The following is a 19481-nucleotide window of genomic DNA, read 5'->3' on the forward strand; positions in this document are numbered from 1 at the left end:
GTTAGGTGTGTCTAACAATTGGGGAGCAGTTCAAATTGGATTAGTGCCCTTTATATTACGGCTGTTTAACATTATTTCGTTGCAAATAAGCTGTATAGTCTGTCCCTTCTTTTAGCGCTTTTTCCTCCATCGGAATGCGAATAGACAGGATAATGAAATTTAAAATAGTGAAACAAATAGCTGTAAAGTATGCCTGAAACATAAGAGGCAGTACAGCAATTTCTAAACATACAACTAAATAATTTGGGTGACGGATAAAAGAATACGGCCCCTTCGCTACTACATTTGCTCCCGGTAAAATAATAATTTTCGTATTCCAGAAAGATCCTAATGAAACTAGACACCAAACCCTTAACATCTGCAACAATAAAAATAAAACGAGCCAAATATAATGCGGTGTAAATTGTTCACTGAAAAATACTACTTCAATAAGGAGGCTTACAAAAAAGCTCGTATGCAGTAATATCATGAATGGATAATGAGAAGCACCTACTTCATATGCTCCTTTAGCAAGCATTAATTTTTCATTTCTCTTTGCTACAACCAGCTCTACTAATCTTTGAATAATTACAAAAGCTAGTACAATATAAAAAACCAGCTTACTCCCTCCATTCCAATAATACTACTTCTCCGCTAAAACCAGGCCCTAACGCAACCAATAGCCCTAAAGTATCCGCTCTATTTTCATTTAGCATAAATTGTTCCAAAACATACAGAACTGTCGGAGAAGACATATTTCCATTTTTTTGCAATATTTCACGTGAAACATCTGTATGTTCCGTTGTTAAATTCAATGTTTCCTCATAAGCTTGTAACACTTTTTTTCCACCAGGATGTGCTACAAAATTCTCAATTTGCTCAGGAGATACATCATGCTTATTTAAAAATTCATAAATAAACGGTCCAAGCCACTTTGAAATAATGACTGGAATGCTCTTTGAAAATACAACGTGCAAACCACTATTCTTTACATCCCAGCCCATAACATCTTCAGAATCCGGCATCCACTTTGAGCCATGCCCCTTAATATATGGTACCGGTACATTTTGCTCTAGCTCAACTTCATCGCCGCATACAAGGGCACAAGCAGCTCCATCAGCAAATAATGAAGTGCCTACAAGATTACTTTTAGAATAATCATCTTTCTGGAATGTAAGACTGCATAGCTCAACACACACGACAAGCACCTTTGCGTTAGGTTGTGCTTTGCAATAGTCATACGCCCTACTAATACCTGCCGCTCCCCCTGCACAGCCTAGCCCCCATATTGGGATTCTAACTATTTCATTGGAAAAGGGAAGAATATTCATAACACGAGCATCAATGCTTGGCGTAGAAATGCCTGTACTACTAATAAATATAATGGCATCTATGTCTTCGGTAGATAGATCTTGTTGTAAAAAGGATCGGTTTGTTAAACACTTTTTTATAACTTCAACACTATATTCGGTAGCCAGTTTTATATAGAGTTCATTGCGTTCTTCAAATGTATGGTCTTCGCGATACCAGTCCGGTGAAACACATAAATTACGTGTCTTTATTTCACCATTCTCAAAAACTTTTAATAACCGTTCTAACTTTGGAATTTTATGTTGGAAAAGCTCTTTCGTCAATTGCTCAATGTTCGTCTGAGCTAATGTGAAAGGCGGTGTATGAGTACTTACTGAAGCGATTTTTGGAATAGTAATTTCTCCTTATATGAGTTATTTTCTTTCAATGTATTGATAAAGCCCAAAAAATATACTGAAATAGCTGGAAATTTTGTGTTTTTGCCCATGAATAATAGCACTATCCATTAACTGGACGGTGCTACTATCATTTTTATTAACATTAGCCATAACGATTGAAAAATGACTTACCAGCCTCTTCGTTTTGAACAACCACATCCGCCGCCATGCGGTCTAAACGGTGTTCCACACATCGTATTAGTTTCGAAACACTCATTCACAACAGATTGTGTATGAGGGAAATAGTGTTGGTTGTTAATATAATGTTGGTTGACCGTTGTTAAATGTGATGGATGTACATGTGGTACCACCGTGTTTGATACGTTTCTTTGAACATATTGTCTCGTTGGTGAAATTTGCGGTGATGCATATTGAGTTGGTCCTGTTTGCGTTGGCAATTGCTGTGCATTATTGAAAAACGATTGACCTCTTTCATCATTAAATGAATTAAACCAGTTTCTATTAGCCAATTTTATCCTCCTTCCTTCATCTTGATGTATCTCTACTAACTTATGAAAGGAATTCGGAATAACCTATTTACTTGCCTATTGTTAAGAAACAAATTTTAAAAATTATGCAGTTATCTATAAAAATAGTGAAGTAACGTCGGGAAAGTAATTGTCTAGTAAAAACCTATTGAATCTTTTGTGATAGTGGCGTGGAAAGTTTTTCCCATATTTCTTTTACACCGGCTGATGCATGTCCTTTTGCATAATGGATATGCTCATTTTCCGATAATGCCAATATTGCGTCACATGCATTTCCAACTGCAATCGCAGGATAACCGAGATTGAAAAGACTGAGATCATTTTCGGAATCTCCGGCTACAACAACCTCCCCATCATACTGACATTTGTTAAGTACATATTTCAGAGCAGCACCTTTATTAATATTTGCAGGCAAAATATCTACATCTCTTTCACTGCTGAAAATAAGATCAACTGCTAAATTATGTTGATTGATTGCTTGCTTAAGTATTTGAACTTGCGTTTTACTTGCAAAATAGGCCAATCGCCATGGTGTATCTATTGGCTGTCTGGCAATGTCGATGGATTTTGCTATCGTTTTTACCTGTTCAAAGTCTTCCTGCTTAATGTTGCCTGCCCATTCCTGATCAAGCTCATATGAGGGACCAAGGTAAATCGAAGCTCCAACATCACATATTAAAATGTCCGGTTTTGGCAGTTGTTCACGTTCGATTAAATCAATCGCGGACTGTCTATATCTTCCTGTAATATATATAAGAGATGTGTTTTCAAGTGCCAGCGTTTCCCACAATTCAGTATGCGGAACCTTTTCACTAACAATCGTATTATCTAAATCAGTTGCTAAAACACGAGGTTTAAGGTAAGGAAATGTAAGCATTTTTTCGTTCATACAGCTCCTTTACTTTGCGGGAAATAAGAGACCAGTTAAATTCTTTTAACGCATATTGTTTTGCATCACGACGCATTTTTAATAATTTAGGCGAGCTCTTTAAGAAATACGCCATGCTATCGCTTAGTTCTTGCACATTAGCTTTAGGTACATGAAGACCTGTCACTCCGGATTTAACGACATCTTTTAGTCCACCTACATGTGTCGCAATTACAGGACAACCACAAGCCTGTGCTTCTGCAGCTACCATACCAAACGATTCATAATGTGAAGGCATAATAGTTGCTAATGCACCTGAATAAAGACTCTTTAACTGTTTTTCTTTTTTGGGGCCAAGGAATAACACTCGATCTTCCATTCCTTTGATTGCTTCCTTTAGCGGTTCGCTTATAGGGCAATAGTTCTTTACATCAACTGATTCCGGACATCCACCTGCAATAAGCAGCTTCACGTTATCAGGGACTTCATGCATTTCCAGCATCTGTCTGAATCCTTTTAAAAGATCAAAAATCCCTTTTGACGTTTCTAAACGGCCGGCATAAAAATAGTACGGAAATGAAATTTGTTTCTCTTCTTCGGTAGATGCCAGATACACTGGTGAAACTCCTACCGGCACAACGGATACCGCGCTTTTTTTCTTTGTAAAAACTTCAATCTGCTTCTTTTCATTTGGAGTAGTAGCAATAACTACATCCGCTTGTTCCATAATCAGTTTCTCAAAGTGCTTACGCTTACTTTCTATAAACCCTGTACCTTGCTCTTTTGCAATTGCAAGGGAGTGATTTGTGTGGCACCAGTAAAATGAATATTCTTTCTGCAGATTATATGCAAGTACTCCTGACAACCAGTAATGGGTATGAACAACATCATAACTGCTAATATCCAGTCCTTCTGTCATTTCTTCATATAAACGAGGAAGTAAAGTAAACATCTGCCGCTTATCAACAAAGCCTTTTTGACCACCTGCAAAGCGGTAAACTTTACTACGCTCACCCAACTGTTCAACAGCTGGCTTTTGCTCGTCACTCCAATGTGTAACAATATCAACACTGTAACCAAGACCGTCAAGCTGCAGGGCTAAATGTTTTACATAGTTGTTTTGTCCACCTGCTTGTTTACTTCCAAGCGGAATTAAAGGGTCGCCATGATCAGAAATAAATAATATCTTTCTCAAATGAAATCTCATCCTTTCGTTCTTAAGCAGAAAATCATAGCTGTAAAACTTTACTGCTGTCTTGCTGATTTTTATTGAAATGATGGTAACTTTTAATAAATTACTCTTCATTAGCTAGGTAGAATTTATAACTTCTTAAGCTGTCCTTTATTCTCGATTGATTCAAACACCCTCACACTACCTAGCAAATAATAGAAGAGAGATTAAGGGTATTGATTTAAATATTTTTATAAAATAGGCTCGATTAATACGTACCCCATATAATAACAATTAAACAAAATATTCTAAAAAATAGTAAATATGAAACTTTACTATCATAGTAAAAAATTAAAATTAGTTTAAATTTCCTATTTTGCAGCAGTCATATATCAGTAAAGGCTTATTTAAATAACTTCAAGCGTGACCTCAATATTGCCTCTTGTTGCTTTTGAATAAGGACATACTTCATGCGCTTTATGCACCAGCTCTTCTAATTGTTCGCGCTCTATATCTGTCCCTTTCACCTGAAGCACAACACCAAGTTTAAATCCTTGATCTTGTTCATCTTTTAATAAGCTGACGTTAGCTGTAACTTCCGATGTAAATTTAACACGGGCCTTACTTGCAGTTAATTGAAGGGCACTATCAAAACAAGCAGCATACCCTGAAGCAAATAATTGTTCCGGATTGGTTGCATTTTCAATTTTTTTCGCTCGCGGTGTACCTGGCATTGCTGTTTCAAATTTTATTACCCCATCATCCGACTGTACTTTCCCTTCACGTCCTCCTGAAGCAGTTGCAATAGCAGTAAATAATTTTTCAGACATTCCACTTCCACACCTTTCAATTTTAGATACAACATACCTTTACCCGTTTTTCCCTTTTTTCAAAAGTGTTTTATGTTAATTAATTGTTAAATTCATTATTAGAAAGCAATAAATTATTCATTTAAAAGTTTTTACCGGTCGATCTATTTGCTGGGAAGAGCTGATTGGAGGCTGTGGCTGACAGGCGGAAGTTGTGTCATTAAGCCCTTCTATTTACTATTTTTATATATTGTTTTTTTCGTAACAACAGCTGTAGTGAAATCAATGCAAGTGTAGGTAATCGAACAATTGCTTATGTTTTGAAATGTTGATGAGGGGTATCAACTTACAAGTATTCGTTGGGAGGGGATAGTAATATGTTTGGCATATCCGATCTCATTTCATTAGTCATTTCTGCATTTATTATTTTGCCTGCTGTCGTATTTCTTCGGGAGATGGGTTACGTAATTGTCAGCTGGCTGTTCGGAGTCATTGAGCCAAGAGTAACGATTGGATCTGGACGTAGAGTTTTTAAGTTTGGTATGTTCGATGTTCGCAGATACTATCATTTTTATAGCTGGTTTTCGTATGACAGATTAAAGCATGAAAATAAATTTGCCTATATTACTATTTATTCCGGACCGATTTTAATCAATCTTGTATTCGGTCTTACAATCAATTTTCTAATTGCCAACGGGGTAATTGAAGAATATAAAACATTTTGGGATCGCTTTGTTTTTTATGCATTTTATTATGTATTATTCGATGCGGTTCCGATGACCACGTTTAACGGAAAACCAAATAACGGGATGATAATTTATAAAATGATTCGCCATGGACAACGGATCGACTCGTCAAAAGAACACATTCTCCCCTCAACATCAGATGTGGAGAAAGAATATCAGGAATACATGAAAGAGATTGAAGAAAATGAAAAGAAGGTGTATAAGGATAATAATGACTAATCCGATCAGCAATTTAATTTCCGAACCAACTGTTAAATGATATAACCGTTCCGGTCAGAAAAAAGAACCAAGGCCTAAGCCTTAGTTCTTACCTCAATGTGCTGAATAGATGTCAAATATAAATTAGTTCCAGGCAGTCCGTTCACTTTCAGGCTCGTTCATGCCTGTTTTATTTCTTGTTGGGGAAACGTTGTTCTCTTTTGCTGGAGCTGCATTAAAAATAAAATCAAGTTCTGATACAAACTCTTCTTGCTGGGAGTTTTTACGATTTTGATTTACTTCTAGCTTATTCGCACTTTGCTCTCCTCTTACTTTTGCATTGTTGCGTTTAAAATTCATATTTGACATAGCCATCCTCCATTGATTTTTATTTGAAAAGTATAAGAGTTTTTTCAACTTTAAACTTTTCATTAAAAAGTTTAACCACTATTAACTCCTTTTATTAAAGATATATACAATCTCATTTCCCTTATTAGTGAATTAGGTCCTCCAAATTACTTATTCTCATAAGAAAGTTCTACTATTTTACTAAATAATTAGGAAGATAGATTTATCCTATCCCTTACAAACTAATACTATTTATCAATCTTTTGGAAAAAATAGAAATTTCGATATTCGGATAAATTCCATTGTGATAAATTGGTAATACCGCATTAAACTGAATAGTGCGAAAATTTAATACAAAGGGGAAATGAGAATTGAAAAAGTTTAAGTTTACGAGATTCTTTAGCAGTATTCTAGCTTTTGTTATGGTGCTCTCATTATTAGTTCCATTCTCGACTGCAAGTGCTGAAGAATCAAAACCATTCAAGCAGGATGGGCAAAGTGAAAGCATCATAGAGCTAAAAGCAGCGATTGCTGAACAGCTTAGCTTATCTAAAGATGGGCCAACCCTTCATGAAAGCCTGCAAAATATTTCAGGCAATCAAGAGGTTGCAGTCATCGTTCATTTATCAGAAAAACCGGTAGCATTGGAGCAAGGAATCAGCCAAGTTAAAGGCAAAAAGTTTTCTAATGCCCGCGCAAATGAAGTACGTTCAAATATAAAAGCACAACAGGCGAAGGTTAAAAAAGAATTAACTGCCAAACAGGTGCAAATGACACAAGGATACACTTTTGATACGGTACTAAACGGATTTGCCGCAACAATTAAAGCAAATGACATTCCAAAACTGCTTTCAGTAGAGGGAATCACTTTGATCGAACCGGATGCAACGGTATACGCATCAGAAGAGATTACAACAAAATCACTAAAATCAAAAAAACCTTCAGAACTTATTAAAGATGTGCCAGTGGAAGCACAAATGAATACAAGTGTTTCTTTCCTTGGTATCGAAAAGCTTTGGAAAGAAGGAATTGAAGGACAAGGGGTAAAAGTGGCAGTACTTGATACAGGTATTGATGCAGACCACCCTGAATTTGCTGACATTTATAAAGGCGGAAAAAACTTTATTCCTAACTCATCAACCTACACTAAACCTCGTGCAGATGACGATGCATCGGAAACATTACCTTCAGAGCGTCCGGCAGGAACACCTGAATTCAATGCTAACGGAAGCTCTTTCTATACTTCTCACGGTACGCATGTTGCCGGAACAATTGCGGCAATTGGCGCTAACGAATTCGGCATTAAAGGGATTGCTCCAAAAGTAGACCTTTATGCTTACCGCGTTCTTGGAGCATACGGAAGCGGTGCGACATCAGGTATTGTTAAAGCAATTGAAACAGCTGTTTTAGAAGAAATGGATGTTATTAACCTTTCACTTGGCGGAGGTGCTAACTCTGAAACAGATGCAGGATCATTCGCTATCAATAACGCAATGATGGCTGGAACAATCGGAGTCGTTGCAACAGGTAACTCAGGTCCAAACCGTGGAACAATGGGCACACCTGCAACTGCCCGCTTAGGGATTGCAGTCGGTAACACAACAAATCCGGAAACAATGTATAACGGAGAAGTGAACATTACAGTAGGCGACTATAACTTTACAAAACAGCTTCCTTTAATGGGAACAACTTTTGGTAAAAACTTATCAACACAGCTTCAAGGTGAATTTGATTTAGTTGCGATTCCTGGAAACGGAGAAGTGAAAGATTTTGAAGGAATTGATGTTGATGGTAAAGTGGCATTAATTTCACGCGGAAGTATCGCTTTTGTTGATAAAATTGCAAATGCAAAAGCAAATGGTGCAGTAGCTACAATTATCCATAACTTTGCCGGTGGATCGAATGCACCGAACATTTCAGGCACATTCCTTGGTGATTCATTTGAGTTCCTGCCAACATTTGATATGTCTGTAACGGACGGCGCTGCAATCCGTGCTGCATTGGCTGGTGGAACTGGAAAAGTAAGCTTTGGTAAATTTGCTTCAACTACAACAACTGGAGATGATGTAAACTCTTCCAGTTCACGTGGACCTTCAACACCAAACTTTGATATTAAACCGGACGTAACAGCGCCTGGAACAAATATTATGTCAACGATTCCTATGTATAAATCGGACTTCCCTGATGCAGTTTACGATGAAGCATATGCTCGTAAAACAGGAACATCTATGGCAACACCGCATATTGCTGGTATCGTAGCTTTAGTAAAACAGGCAAATCCTGATTGGGATGCGTTCGATGTAAAAGTGGCACTTTCAAATACAGCAAAAGTATTGGATACAGCAAAATATGATGTGTTCTCTCAAGGTGCTGGACGGGTAAATGCTTATGCGGCAGCTCACCCTGATATTCTTGCATATGCACTTGATACAGCAGTTTTAGACGGCAATGGTGAAATTGTAGAAAACAAAAAAGGGACGGTTACTTTTGGTCCTCAATCATTGAAAGACGGTAACATTTCTGTAACGAAACAAGTATTAGTAAAAGACATTAAAGGAAACGGCGGTAATTACAACGTATCCGTAGATGTGAATAAAACATTTGGCGATGCTGCTGTTACAGTGGATCAGCCAACATTTACTTTAGCTGGAGAGCAGCTTTTAAACATTACACTAACTGCTTCACAAGCTGTAGCACCAAACGGCTCTGAAATTTTAGGTTTTATCCACATTAATGGTGGATCTACAGAAGCGTCATTGCCATTCGCGGCTGATTTCGGCAGCGCAGCAGTAACTGAAATTAAAGATTTAAACATTACGGAAACAGACCTGTCATTTAACGGTGACGGTATTAAAGACTCTGGTGTACTTTCATTCACATTAACTGGTGATGTTACAACGAACTATATCGAGCTTTGGGATATTATGAATCCTGAAGGCGGAGAATATGGGGACGGCTACATCGGTTATCTGCATTCAGGTACCGCATTAGGTAAAGGCTCTTATACGCTGAATGTTGGCGGGCAGTATAAACCTTGGGGCAGTGCGCCTGCAACTACGATTCCGGATGGTCTATATACAATTGACTTTACTGGACTTGCAGCTACAGGAGTAGTTTCGGATTATGTAGGACCGATTGTTGTAAAAACGACAAAACCTGAAATTACAGGTTCAGAAGCTGAGGGTGTAGTATCAGGACAAGTAACTGATAAATACATCGACTACAATGAAGAATTGTATTTATACGGTTTAGACTACAACTTAAATGACAAATTAAAAGCTTCATATGTTGCGACTGTAAACGGAGAAGTACAAGCACCAGTTGCATTCAATTTAAATCAGGACGGCAGCTTCAATTTCCCGGTAACAGCAGAAACAAATGCTGTAACAGTAGTTATTACAGATGCTGCTGGTAATGTTGGAGAAGCGATTATCTTTGAAAAAGAAGTAGTAGAACCTGTTGTAACGCTTTCTGTAAATCCGACTGAACTGGACCTGACAGCTGGAGAAACTGCACAGCTTGCGGTTACAGAAACAACGACACCTGCTGAAGGTGATGCAACAGAAGAAGACGTAACTTCAAAAGCTGCTTATATTGTGGCAGATGAGAATGTTGCTACAGTTGTAAATGGTTTAGTAACTGCAGGAGCAGAAGGCAAAACGACAATTACTGTATCACATGGTGAAAATGAAGCTACAGTAACGGTTACAGTTAAAGCTCCTGTAGTGGAACAACCAGTTGTAACTCTGGAAGTCGACCAAGCTCAAGTTGAGACAAGAGTCGGTAAGGAAGTTACGGTTAAAATTACTGAAGTAACAACTTTAAATGGTGAAACAACAGAAAAAGATGTTACAAAACTTGCAAACTACCAAGTAGAAAACGGTAAGATTGCTACTGTAAAAGAAGGCACTGTAAAAGGAAAAGGCCAAGGTACTACTTCTGTTACAGTAACATATGGTGAACATACTCTTACGTTCGATGTCAATGTTGTAAAGCCTGGTAATGGCAATGGTAACGGCAATGGCAATGGCAACGGCAATGGCAATGGCAATGGCAATGGCAACGGCAACGGCAATGGCAACGGCAATGGCAATGGCAATGGCAACGGCAACGGCAAAGGTCCTAAAAATAATAATGAAGTTACAGAATATGAAATTTAATTAATATTTTAGCTAGTATTGCTAAGTTTAAAACTTCATCCCCCGATGGAGCTTAAACTTAGCCTTTTTTTATCCTTAAGAAAAAGGATGCCTTTTATCAAAGCACCCTTTCAAAACTTATCCGATTACTATTTCTTTTTTCTTATTAAACTCTTTATTTTCCAAGTTCACTTTTTCAGGCTTAACAACGAAGATACTAATTAAAGTCGCAATCGTGAACAAAGCTGCAATTACGTATAATACCATGTCATAAGATTGTGTCTTTTCCAGAATAATTGCACTTAGCTGATTACCCGTCAAACCTGCAAATGCCCAGGCAGATAAAGCTAAACCATGCACAGTTGAAATACTATCGATACCAAATCGGTCTGATAATAGCGGCGGTAAAGATGAGAATCCTCCCCCGTAACCTGCATTTACAATACAAAGTAAGGCAATGATAAGAATTGCCATAGAATTATTTATACCATCAAATACAACGGTACATAAAATAATGCTAATAGAAGAAATAAAAATAATTTTATAAATGGAGTTACGATCTTTTAAACGATCCCCCCATGCAGAAAATGCAATTCGCCCGCCTGCATTGAAAATTGCCGTGAGCGAACTAACTAAACCAATCGCTCCAAATCCAATGAAAGCTAAAATACCTTTTTCTTGTGAGATTAAGGCTAACCCACATGTAATATTAATATAGAACATTAGCCAAATACCGATAAACGTTTTATTCGTCAATACTTCTCTATAACTAAAGCTATGCATTCCAATACTTTCTTCTTCATGTCCAGCCGGTTTCTTTAAAATTAAGTGTCCGACAACCATCATTACTAAATAGATCACTGCTAAAATATAAAACATTGTATAGATATTTGTAGGGTTTACTAAAATCCCTTCACTATTTCGATTACCGAGTAACTTTTCCATTAAAGGACTTGCAATAACTTTTGCTAAGCCAAAGCCCGCAACAGCAAGACCCGTTGCCAATCCCTTTTGTTCTTTAAACCAAAGCATCAGTGTTTTTACAGGCGTTAAATAGCCAATTCCAAGGCCAATCCCCATCACAACTCCATAAGAAATATAAATACCGATCAATGATTTTTGATAAATAAAGAAACCTGTTGCTGCCATCCCTGCAACAAAGAATATTGCCGCAAGCAAGGATGACTTATGAATATCCTTTTCAACAAATTTCCCTCCAAAAGCCGCAGACATACCAAGAACAAAAATAGCGATACTGAATGCCCATTCCACTTCACTGACCGGTTTTCCGATATAAGAGGCAATATCTCCCTTAAACAACGACCAGCAATAAACAGTACCAATACTACAGTGAATCAATAAAGCTGGAATGACCGCACGCATCCACTTGTTTTCAAACTTCCCCACTTTAAAACTCCTCATTATTCATTTAATCCAAAACACGAACTTTAATTAAAAATAAACAAATATGGTTCGTATATTAACTATATTATTATTAATAATTAGTAATTTATAGATTAAATATTTTATTTTCACGAACATTATCAAAGTGATTATATAATAATATTCATAATAAATGAATAATAATTTTAATATAATTTTTTTATTTATAGAAAAGTTTCATAAGTTATTCAAATTACTCTGTACATAAGCAAATAAAAACAGCCTAATCATAGTAATTAGACTGTTTTGAAGCAGCAAAATATACCTTCTTATTTGACGGATACATTTAAAATCTATTTAAATGTTATTTTCACAGTATAGCCTAAATTTCTGTAAAAACCTGCGAGAACTTTCTCGGCACTTTTTTCTGCTGATTCCAACAAACCTATTTCAATGGCCTCATCTTTGATCTTTTCCTGCGCTTCCGTTGCCAGGTCAAATCCCTCATCCCATTTCACTTCCCCACGGAATAACCCTTCATCTGAAAAAGTTTTGACATCTTCCATCTGAATAGCAGGATCCTGTATAAAAGTTGCTCGGGGCAGGGCGATCTCTAACTCTTTGTCATCTTCATTGATTTTAATATCATCCGATGTCACTTCTTTAAGATTAACGCCGGCAATGACTGTAGCAGGGACTATTAATAATAACTCTCTTTTTGTACCTGGTAAATTAACTGAAATATCATTTCCAAACAACTTATTATCCTCTTGCTCAATGATTACTTTCATATGTGCTTCAGCTGTTGCAAGCATTGCTAATTCTTGAACCTGTTCTACAAATACTGTACTTTCTTTTTTAAATGTATTACCGAAAAATAACCAAGTACCCCCAAATGTGAAAAGGATAAGAAGCAATGCAATTAATAAAATCTTAAATCCCCAAAGTTTAAATATAACCTTGAATATTGCTCCGGAAATATTGGTGTTTCCACTGCGTTGACCTATAACCGCGGTGGCAGCACTTTCTTCCTCACCCTTTTTCAACTCCTGCAATACTTGTTCAATTTGTGTTAATGCTTCATCTTTTTTACTCATGGCGTCTTCCCCCTCCTTGATGTTATTGAGGAAAATCAAATTATAAATTCCATATTTATACTTGAATATCATATCAAATTATAAACCGTATTAAAAAAGGTTACTACGAGATATATCGGAGAATGTGTAATCCTTTTTCATATTTTTCAAATCTTGTTAATAGCAATTTTCATTAAATACATTTAAACTATCGAATGGAATTATATTAAGAGAGGTTACAATATGAAAAAACAATCGTTGTTTATACGAGGGACTCTATTTGCAGCAATTTTAACAGGTTTATTCTTTTTACTTTATAAAAGCGGTATTTCTGTTTCCGATCTGTCACCCCAGCTTATTTTAGAGCTTGCCCATAACAATCTAACTATCGTTATTTTAATAATGATATTATTAATGTTCCTGCAAAATCTATTTACATTTATCCCGTTAATTTTAGTCATCACGATTAATATTGCATTGTTTGGATTTTGGCGTGGTTATTTTTTTAGTACCTTCAGCAGTGTTATTGGAAGTACATCAATTTTCCTTTCCATTCGCTACTTTTTCGCTAATTTATTCTCTTCAGAAAAACTAAAAAAGTATGAGCAGCAAATAAATCAAAACAGCTTTCTATTTGTTCTGTCGGGGCGTATTTTGCCATTCCTTCCTACGAATTTAATTAATATCGTATCCGGCTTAAGCAAAATGAAAATATCGTATTTTATCTCAGCTACTACAATTGGAAACATGATTTATGGACTTGTATTAGCCTCTGTTTCTTATGGAGTTGTCTCTGTATCACAGCAATATCGGCAACTATTTTATGTGATTATTGCAACTGTCGCCATTATCGTTGCGATTCGATTCATTAAAAAGCAACGTACAAGCAGTATATAAAAAAAAGAAGGCATTGCACCTTCTTTTTTATTTTGTTTATTAGCTTATATGTCGGCCATACCGTATGGCTCGTCTGAACAGTAGGGCCTGACCATACCGTCTTTACAGAGGCTAAGTATTCTTCCTTTGAATAAAGGAAATAATATTAATATATAATGCCGTCATCTCTTCAGGGGTCTTATCTAGATTATTTTGAACCCATTGTTCAATCAATCCTAAAAAAGCAGATGTGATAAAGGCTAAAAAGTATTCCATCGAGACATTTAAATTTGCATTGAAGCTTTCATTTCCCTCCAGGTTTACTCGCACCTTTTCTGAAAAGGCTGCTCTAAACCGAAGATGAAAACCCGCTCTGCCATGTTCACTTAAAAAGATTTTTAAAAGTGGTGCCTGCATTTTTATCGAATTAAATAATGCGGAAGCTAATTGTTCCTGCCCTTTTTCAAACGAATGTGTAGATGAATACTTCGATTGCAATTCATCAATATAATCCCCTAGCTCTTCAAATAGTTGTAATTCAATCTGATCCAGCAAATCAAACTTATCGATAAAGTGTAAATAAAACGTTCCACGATTAATCTTGGCTGTTTTCGCAATATCCCCTACTGTAATTGAATCGAAAGTTTTCTTTTCCAGCATCTCCATAAATGATTTTTGAATAAGCTCTTTTGTTCTTCGGTTTTTTTCTGTATAAACGCTCAAAAAAACACCATCTTTCATCAAAATTGAACAATCTGTTTATTTTGTTGATTGCTTTGATTTTCCCTTAAATTATAAAATAAACGAGTAATAATAAACAACATGTTGAAATTTTAGAAAGGATGTAATTCATTTGAGATTATTTAAAGAAAAATTAGCATGGGCTGCTCCTATTGCTGTTATATTAATCATTGCACTATTTTCGGTAAACTTATTTGCACAAGGAAATCCGCAAGTAAAAAATCTGCCGGTTGCTCTTATTGTTAACGATGAGGGACAACACGTTGAGATGGTTCTCGAGGCTGTGGAACAAATGAGTAAAGGTGTAGACGGTTCAGAACCAGTTATAGCATTTACAAATGAGAAAGAAGAAAATATTGAATCACTATTTGCAGATAAAACGTATTATGCAGCACTTGTCATTCCTGAAGGTTACAATGACACACTACAAAATGCACTAACAAATAATCAAGCTGCCAAACTGCAAATATATATTAACCAAGGCTTTAATATGACAGGTGCAAACTTTGCAAAAACAGCTTTAAACAGCTTTGTATCTGGAGTGAACGACCAATATTCCGCAAACTTTTCAGCACAGCTTGGTACTGAAAAAATTGATGCAACGCAAGCTTCCATTTTAGTAAATCCAATTGTTGCTGAAGAAAAAATATACAATCCTATTACAGCTTCTACTGCAAACGGTAGTGCCCCAACTTTATTGGCAGTACCTGCATGGGTAGGTGCGTTAATCGGTGGATTCATTGTATTTTTAGCAACATCAAGCATCTTTAAGAAAGAGCTGTTAACACGTAAACAAACATTAGGCCTAATTGGCGGGCAAGTTTTATTCGGCATAATTATTGCCCTATTTTCAGGCTTCACTGTTGCAACACTTGCACAGATCGCAGGTATTAATATGCCAAGCTACTTCCTGGTGGCTTTCTTTGTATCATTTGCAGCATTCTGTTTCTATTTATTAGTATCGGCAATTACCGCATGGATTGGCAAACCAGCTATTACATTATTCATGGTTGTCATGCTTTTAGGTATGGGTGTTCTTATGACACCACAGGAAATGCTTCCAAGTTTCTTCGTAAACTTCATTCGTCCATGGGTACCAATTCGCTTTGCTTCTGAAGGTTTACGGGAAATTTTCTACTTCGGCAGCGGATTCTACACAGGCGCTTCCTTCAACACAATTTTAGGAATTGGTATTGCAGGGTTAGTAATTTTCTTACTTTCTATCTTCAAACCGGTAAAAGTAAAAAAACAACAGAACTAACACATTAAAAAACGTTATTTTGCATTCAGTGCAAAATAACGTTTTTTATTTAACTTCTTTTAGATAAGCCCGATATATATTTCAATATTTTAACTTTTTTGGTTTTATTGCGAAAAAAGGTCATCACCATACGTTATATATAATGTAAAAGCTTTTGCAGTAACAATACTATAAAAAGGAGAACGATATGAAGATTGATGAGCAAAATTTTATAAAATATCTTCAAGCCGGCAAAGAACATGCTCTTGATTACGTAATCGACCACTATCTTCCATTAATAAAAGGTGTTGTTTTAAAAATTTTAGGTCCGCTAGACATTAATGAAAGCCCAAAGGAATGCTGTAACGATATTCTATTATCTATTTGGAAAAATGCAAAAAAGTTCCATGGCGATGCAGCTGATTTTAAGAAATGGGTTTGCGTTATTGCTAAATATAAAGCAATCGATTATTACCGGATGGAAATGAAGAAAAAAGAAAGCCCTTCTTTGAACATAGAACTGACACTGGCCGAATCCATAATGTATGAAAACTCCTTCCTGGAAGAACAGGAGGAAATTCAGGTAATCATCTCTAGTTTAAAGCCCGTCGATCAGAAAATTTTTATAATGAGATACTTGTTAGACTTTGATACAGAAGAAATTGCTCGTCAGTTGGAGATGACAAAATCGGCAATAGATAACCGCCTTTACCATGGTCGAAAAAAACTAAAAAAAGATTTAGGGGGTATGCCCATTGAAAAATCTGTTTAAACACTTTAATGATATTGACATTGATGTAAATGAATTTGAAGAAGCTGATGTAACAGAATTCGAAAAGGCTCAGTTTAAAAGAGACTTGAAAAGACAAGTATCCAAAACAAAAAACAGAAAGTGGATGAAAGGAGTTGCGGCTGTCTGCCTTTCGCTCGGTATCGGTACCGCATCACTTATAGGTCTGTCCTATACCACCTTTGCTCATGATATTCCGATAGTAAACAGTATTATCAAACTCTTCTCGACCAAGGACAAGATAATTTCAGGCTATGAGGAGTTTGCGGATCAGCAGCATCTTGTAGCAGAAAGCAATGGCACAACGATTACGGTAAATGAAAGCTTATTTGACAGTAAAAAGTTTTTAGTTGGCTATTATATCGAAACAGACAGAGATTTAGGTGAGCATCCGGAAATAGAAACTACATTTAAAGTGGATGGTCGTGAGCATGCCCTCTTTCATACAGAGCATATAATTGAAAAGGTCGGACCAAACAAATATGCCGGCTTAACAACAGCAATTCTGAACTTATCTAATCAATTGGAACAGGCGAATTTCGAATTCCACATTAGCAGTCTTTCCAATCGGGACACAAAAGAAATGGTTCAAGGTAGTTGGGATTTTGAAATAGATGCCAAAGCTACTGAGAATAAAGTTCAAATTGTGGAAGCACCTGCATCAAAAAAAGCTGATCTAGGTATTAAAATAAATGAAGTTATATACACACCGATCTCCTTTATCGTCAATTATACAGAAACGCAAAAAAATGAGATGTTAAAAGAGAAATGGGACGTTATTTCTTCCGATTTAAATGTAAAGGATAATTTAGGCAATACGTATACATCAAGGTTAACAGGCGGCACAGGAAACGGGCAGGGGTTTATGGAATATGTATTCACATATGAAAAACTACACCCGGATGCCAAAACTTTAATATTCACTCCCATATTCAAATTGATGGAGGCGGAAATCGATGAAAACGGCGTAAAATGGGTAAATCCTGATAGCGATTTAAAAATGGAAATAATCGAACTTAGTGATATTATTATTAAAATTCCTAAGTAATACGTCATCTAAAATGAATAACCTGCCTAGATCTCCTTGGATTTAGGGAGAAACGCAACCAATAGAAAAGCCAAAACGTAGAATTAACGTTTTGGCTTTTTGAATATTAGTGATTTTGTAATAAAACATTGAACTGCGCTCTCAATATTTTATTCCTTCGATGATCCGTCATTTAAATAAACTTCGCCGTCTTTATAAACCATTTGTTCTGGATAACGCAGGTTTATAACTGCATCTTGAAGTTCTTGTGAAGGAGCCCGTGTTGAAAGCGAAACAATAATATTAGTAGCGAAAGCAGCAATTGCTCCGAAAACACCAGCACCAGTATCAATAATGCCTAATACCGTAAAGCCACCGTATTTCGCACTGAAGATATAAATAAGTGTTACCGCTAAGCCGACAAGCATTCCCGCTATTGTTCCTTTTGCATTCGCACGCTTCCACCATACACCTAAAACGAGTGCCGGGAAGAAGGTACCAGTAGCAAGCGCGAATGCCCATGCAACAATTTGAGTAATGGCACCAGGAGGGTTTAATGCAATAATCCCAGCTAATAGTGTTGCAACAACAATTGAAATACGTCCTATTAACAGGCGTTTTTGCTCAGATGCTTGTGGATTGATGATGCGGTAATAAATATCATGTGCAAATGATGAGGATATAGAAATCATTAAACCACCAGCTGTAGATAACGCTGCCGCCATTGCGCCTGCCGCCACGAGTCCAATAACGAATACACCTAGATTTGCGATTTCAGGTGTAGCCATTACGACAATATCGTTGGCAATTTGCAGTTCTGGCCATTGAAGAATGCCATCACCATTTGCATCGGCTATTCCCAATTTTCCAGTATCAATCCATGATTGAGTCCAAGCAGGTAGTTCAGCAATTTTATTACCAGCAACTTCCGTCATTAATATAAAACGAGCAAAAGCTGCATAAGCTGGTGCGCTAAAATATAAAAGTCCGATAAAAACTAATGCCCAAGCCCCTGACCAACGAGCAGCCTTCATAGTACCTACTGTATAAAATCGTACGATTACATGTGGAAGTCCAGCTGTACCACACATTAATGTAAACATAAGAGCTAAAAACTGCCACTTGGTTCCGTTGGTGAAAGGTGCAAAATACTCAGAAATTCCAAGTTCCCGGTCGAGTTCACCCATTTTCGTTAAAATTTCACCATACGAAATCCATGGTAAAGGGTTACTAGTCAAATGTAATGACATAAAAATTACAGGTACTAAATATGCAATAATTAAAATGATGTATTGTGCTACTTGAGTCCAAGTGATACCTTTCATACCACCAAATGCAGCATAAAATGCAATAAGTACAACGCCGATCATTGTTCCTATTTTCGCATCAATTTCAAAGAGGCGCCCGATTACTACACCAGAACCCGATAGCTGACCGATTGAATACGTGAAGCTTATAATAATTGTACATAAAGCTGCTATTATTAGTGCTGCTTTACTATTAAAACGGTCTCCGATAAATTCAGGCACGGTATAACGGCCAAATTTACGCAGCTGCGGTGCAAGTAATATCGTTAAAAATAAATATCCGCCAGTCCATCCCATAATATAAGCCAATCCATCATAGCCAAGTAACATGATCGTACCAGCCATCCCGATAAAGGATGCTGCACTCATCCAGTCTGCCCCAATTGCCATCCCATTAAAAATTGGTGGCACTCCACGACCAGCAACATAGAAGTCAGATGTTTGTTTAGCAGTATTATAAACCGCAATCCAAATATATAAAGCAAATGTAGCCAATATAATTAACATTGAAACTATAAATTGAGTATCCATAAATTACCCCCTTCCA

Annotated in this window: 17 protein-coding genes; 6 read left to right on the forward strand and 11 right to left on the reverse strand. The window is 36.6% G+C overall.

Going from position 1 to position 19481, the window contains the following annotated elements:
- Positions 1–55: 55 nt before the first annotated feature.
- The 6 genes from M3166_RS16420 to M3166_RS16445 form a co-directional block, all read right to left on the reverse strand.
- Positions 56–598: an isoprenylcysteine carboxyl methyltransferase family protein gene (locus tag M3166_RS16420; RefSeq protein WP_427713776.1), complete on the reverse strand. Its 543-nt coding sequence runs from the start codon at positions 596–598 to the stop codon at positions 56–58.
- Between the two features lies 1 nt (position 599).
- On the reverse strand, positions 600–1682 hold the full coding sequence (locus M3166_RS16425) for a type III polyketide synthase (protein WP_435368092.1): 1083 nt from the start codon (positions 1680–1682) through the stop codon (positions 600–602).
- A gap of 173 nt (positions 1683–1855) precedes the next feature.
- Positions 1856–2197: a CotD family spore coat protein gene (locus M3166_RS16430; RefSeq protein WP_251690962.1), complete on the reverse strand. Its 342-nt coding sequence runs from the start codon at positions 2195–2197 to the stop codon at positions 1856–1858.
- A gap of 163 nt (positions 2198–2360) precedes the next feature.
- The gene (locus M3166_RS16435; protein ID WP_251690964.1) at positions 2361–3104 is read right to left on the reverse strand and encodes an HAD-IIB family hydrolase; all 744 of its coding nucleotides are present in this window, start codon (positions 3102–3104) and stop codon (positions 2361–2363) included.
- A complete protein-coding gene (locus tag M3166_RS16440; protein WP_251690966.1) occupies positions 3070–4278 on the reverse strand; it encodes a glycosyltransferase in 1209 nt (402 codons plus the stop codon). Before M3166_RS16440 ends, M3166_RS16435 begins: the two co-directional genes overlap by 35 nt.
- Before the next feature lie 383 nt (positions 4279–4661).
- Positions 4662–5084 carry an organic hydroperoxide resistance protein gene (locus M3166_RS16445; protein ID WP_251690968.1) on the reverse strand — a complete coding sequence of 141 codons (423 nt, stop codon included), beginning with the start codon at positions 5082–5084 and terminating at the stop codon, positions 4662–4664.
- A gap of 356 nt (positions 5085–5440) precedes the next feature.
- Between M3166_RS16445 and M3166_RS16450 the strand changes: the two genes are divergently transcribed.
- Entirely contained in the window at positions 5441–6028 is a 588-nt protein-coding gene (locus M3166_RS16450; RefSeq protein ID WP_251690970.1) for a hypothetical protein, read from the forward strand.
- Positions 6029–6151: 123 nt separating this feature from the next.
- Here M3166_RS16450 and M3166_RS16455 read toward each other — a convergent pair whose 3' ends face one another.
- Positions 6152–6376, reverse strand: a complete 225-nt coding sequence (locus M3166_RS16455; protein WP_251690973.1) for a hypothetical protein — start codon at positions 6374–6376, stop codon at positions 6152–6154.
- Positions 6377–6726: 350 nt separating this feature from the next.
- On the opposite strand from M3166_RS16455, the gene M3166_RS16460 reads away from it, so the two are divergent.
- A complete protein-coding gene (locus tag M3166_RS16460) occupies positions 6727–10515 on the forward strand; it encodes a S8 family serine peptidase (protein ID WP_251690975.1) in 3789 nt (1262 codons plus the stop codon).
- Positions 10516–10632: 117 nt separating this feature from the next.
- Here M3166_RS16460 and M3166_RS16465 read toward each other — a convergent pair whose 3' ends face one another.
- Together M3166_RS16465 and M3166_RS16470 are read right to left on the reverse strand one after the other, a co-directional pair.
- Positions 10633–11901 carry an OFA family MFS transporter gene (locus M3166_RS16465; protein ID WP_251690977.1) on the reverse strand — a complete coding sequence of 423 codons (1269 nt, stop codon included), beginning with the start codon at positions 11899–11901 and terminating at the stop codon, positions 10633–10635.
- A gap of 329 nt (positions 11902–12230) precedes the next feature.
- Positions 12231–12974, reverse strand: coding sequence for a DUF4230 domain-containing protein (locus M3166_RS16470; protein ID WP_251690979.1), 744 nt, complete (start codon positions 12972–12974; stop codon positions 12231–12233).
- 222 nt (positions 12975–13196) lie between these two features.
- On the opposite strand from M3166_RS16470, the gene M3166_RS16475 reads away from it, so the two are divergent.
- Positions 13197–13850 (forward strand): TVP38/TMEM64 family protein, encoded by a 654-nt coding sequence (locus M3166_RS16475; RefSeq protein WP_251690980.1) that lies wholly within the window; start codon positions 13197–13199, stop codon positions 13848–13850.
- A 111-nt stretch (positions 13851–13961) separates the two neighbouring features.
- Here the strand turns inward: M3166_RS16475 and M3166_RS16480 are convergent, their stop codons facing one another.
- Positions 13962–14552, reverse strand: coding sequence for a TetR/AcrR family transcriptional regulator (locus M3166_RS16480; RefSeq protein ID WP_251690982.1), 591 nt, complete (start codon positions 14550–14552; stop codon positions 13962–13964).
- Between the two features lie 130 nt (positions 14553–14682).
- On the opposite strand from M3166_RS16480, the gene M3166_RS16485 reads away from it, so the two are divergent.
- From M3166_RS16485 to M3166_RS16495, 3 genes are all read left to right on the forward strand, one after another.
- Positions 14683–15831 (forward strand): YhgE/Pip domain-containing protein, encoded by a 1149-nt coding sequence (locus tag M3166_RS16485; RefSeq protein WP_251690985.1) that lies wholly within the window; start codon positions 14683–14685, stop codon positions 15829–15831.
- Positions 15832–16018: 187 nt separating this feature from the next.
- Positions 16019–16582: a sigma-70 family RNA polymerase sigma factor gene (locus M3166_RS16490; RefSeq protein WP_251690987.1), complete on the forward strand. Its 564-nt coding sequence runs from the start codon at positions 16019–16021 to the stop codon at positions 16580–16582.
- Positions 16566–17648 carry a DUF4179 domain-containing protein gene (locus M3166_RS16495; RefSeq protein WP_251690989.1) on the forward strand — a complete coding sequence of 361 codons (1083 nt, stop codon included), beginning with the start codon at positions 16566–16568 and terminating at the stop codon, positions 17646–17648. Before M3166_RS16490 ends, M3166_RS16495 begins: the two co-directional genes overlap by 17 nt.
- A gap of 149 nt (positions 17649–17797) precedes the next feature.
- Here the strand turns inward: M3166_RS16495 and M3166_RS16500 are convergent, their stop codons facing one another.
- Positions 17798–19465 carry a sodium:solute symporter family protein gene (locus tag M3166_RS16500; RefSeq protein WP_251690991.1) on the reverse strand — a complete coding sequence of 556 codons (1668 nt, stop codon included), beginning with the start codon at positions 19463–19465 and terminating at the stop codon, positions 17798–17800.
- Positions 19466–19481 lie beyond the last annotated feature (16 nt).

The organism is Solibacillus isronensis (genome assembly GCF_023715405.1).
Taxonomy (GTDB): Bacteria; Bacillota; Bacilli; order Bacillales_A; family Planococcaceae; genus Solibacillus; species Solibacillus isronensis_B.

Excerpts from the sequence above, each read along its gene's own strand:
- M3166_RS16475 (WP_251690980.1), top strand. The coding sequence starts at position 13,197 with ATGAAAAAACAATCGTTGTTTATACGAGGGACTCTATTTGCAGCAATT.
- M3166_RS16490 (WP_251690987.1), top strand. The coding sequence starts at position 16,019 with ATGAAGATTGATGAGCAAAATTTTATAAAATATCTTCAAGCCGGCAAA.
- M3166_RS16435 (WP_251690964.1), bottom strand. The coding sequence starts at position 3,104 with ATGAACGAAAAAATGCTTACATTTCCTTACCTTAAACCTCGTGTTTTA.
- M3166_RS16455 (WP_251690973.1), bottom strand. The coding sequence starts at position 6,376 with ATGTCAAATATGAATTTTAAACGCAACAATGCAAAAGTAAGAGGAGAG.
- M3166_RS16500 (WP_251690991.1), bottom strand. The coding sequence starts at position 19,465 with ATGGATACTCAATTTATAGTTTCAATGTTAATTATATTGGCTACATTT.
- M3166_RS16450 (WP_251690970.1), top strand. The coding sequence starts at position 5,441 with ATGTTTGGCATATCCGATCTCATTTCATTAGTCATTTCTGCATTTATT.
- M3166_RS16470 (WP_251690979.1), bottom strand. The coding sequence starts at position 12,974 with ATGAGTAAAAAAGATGAAGCATTAACACAAATTGAACAAGTATTGCAG.
- M3166_RS16445 (WP_251690968.1), bottom strand. The coding sequence starts at position 5,084 with ATGTCTGAAAAATTATTTACTGCTATTGCAACTGCTTCAGGAGGACGT.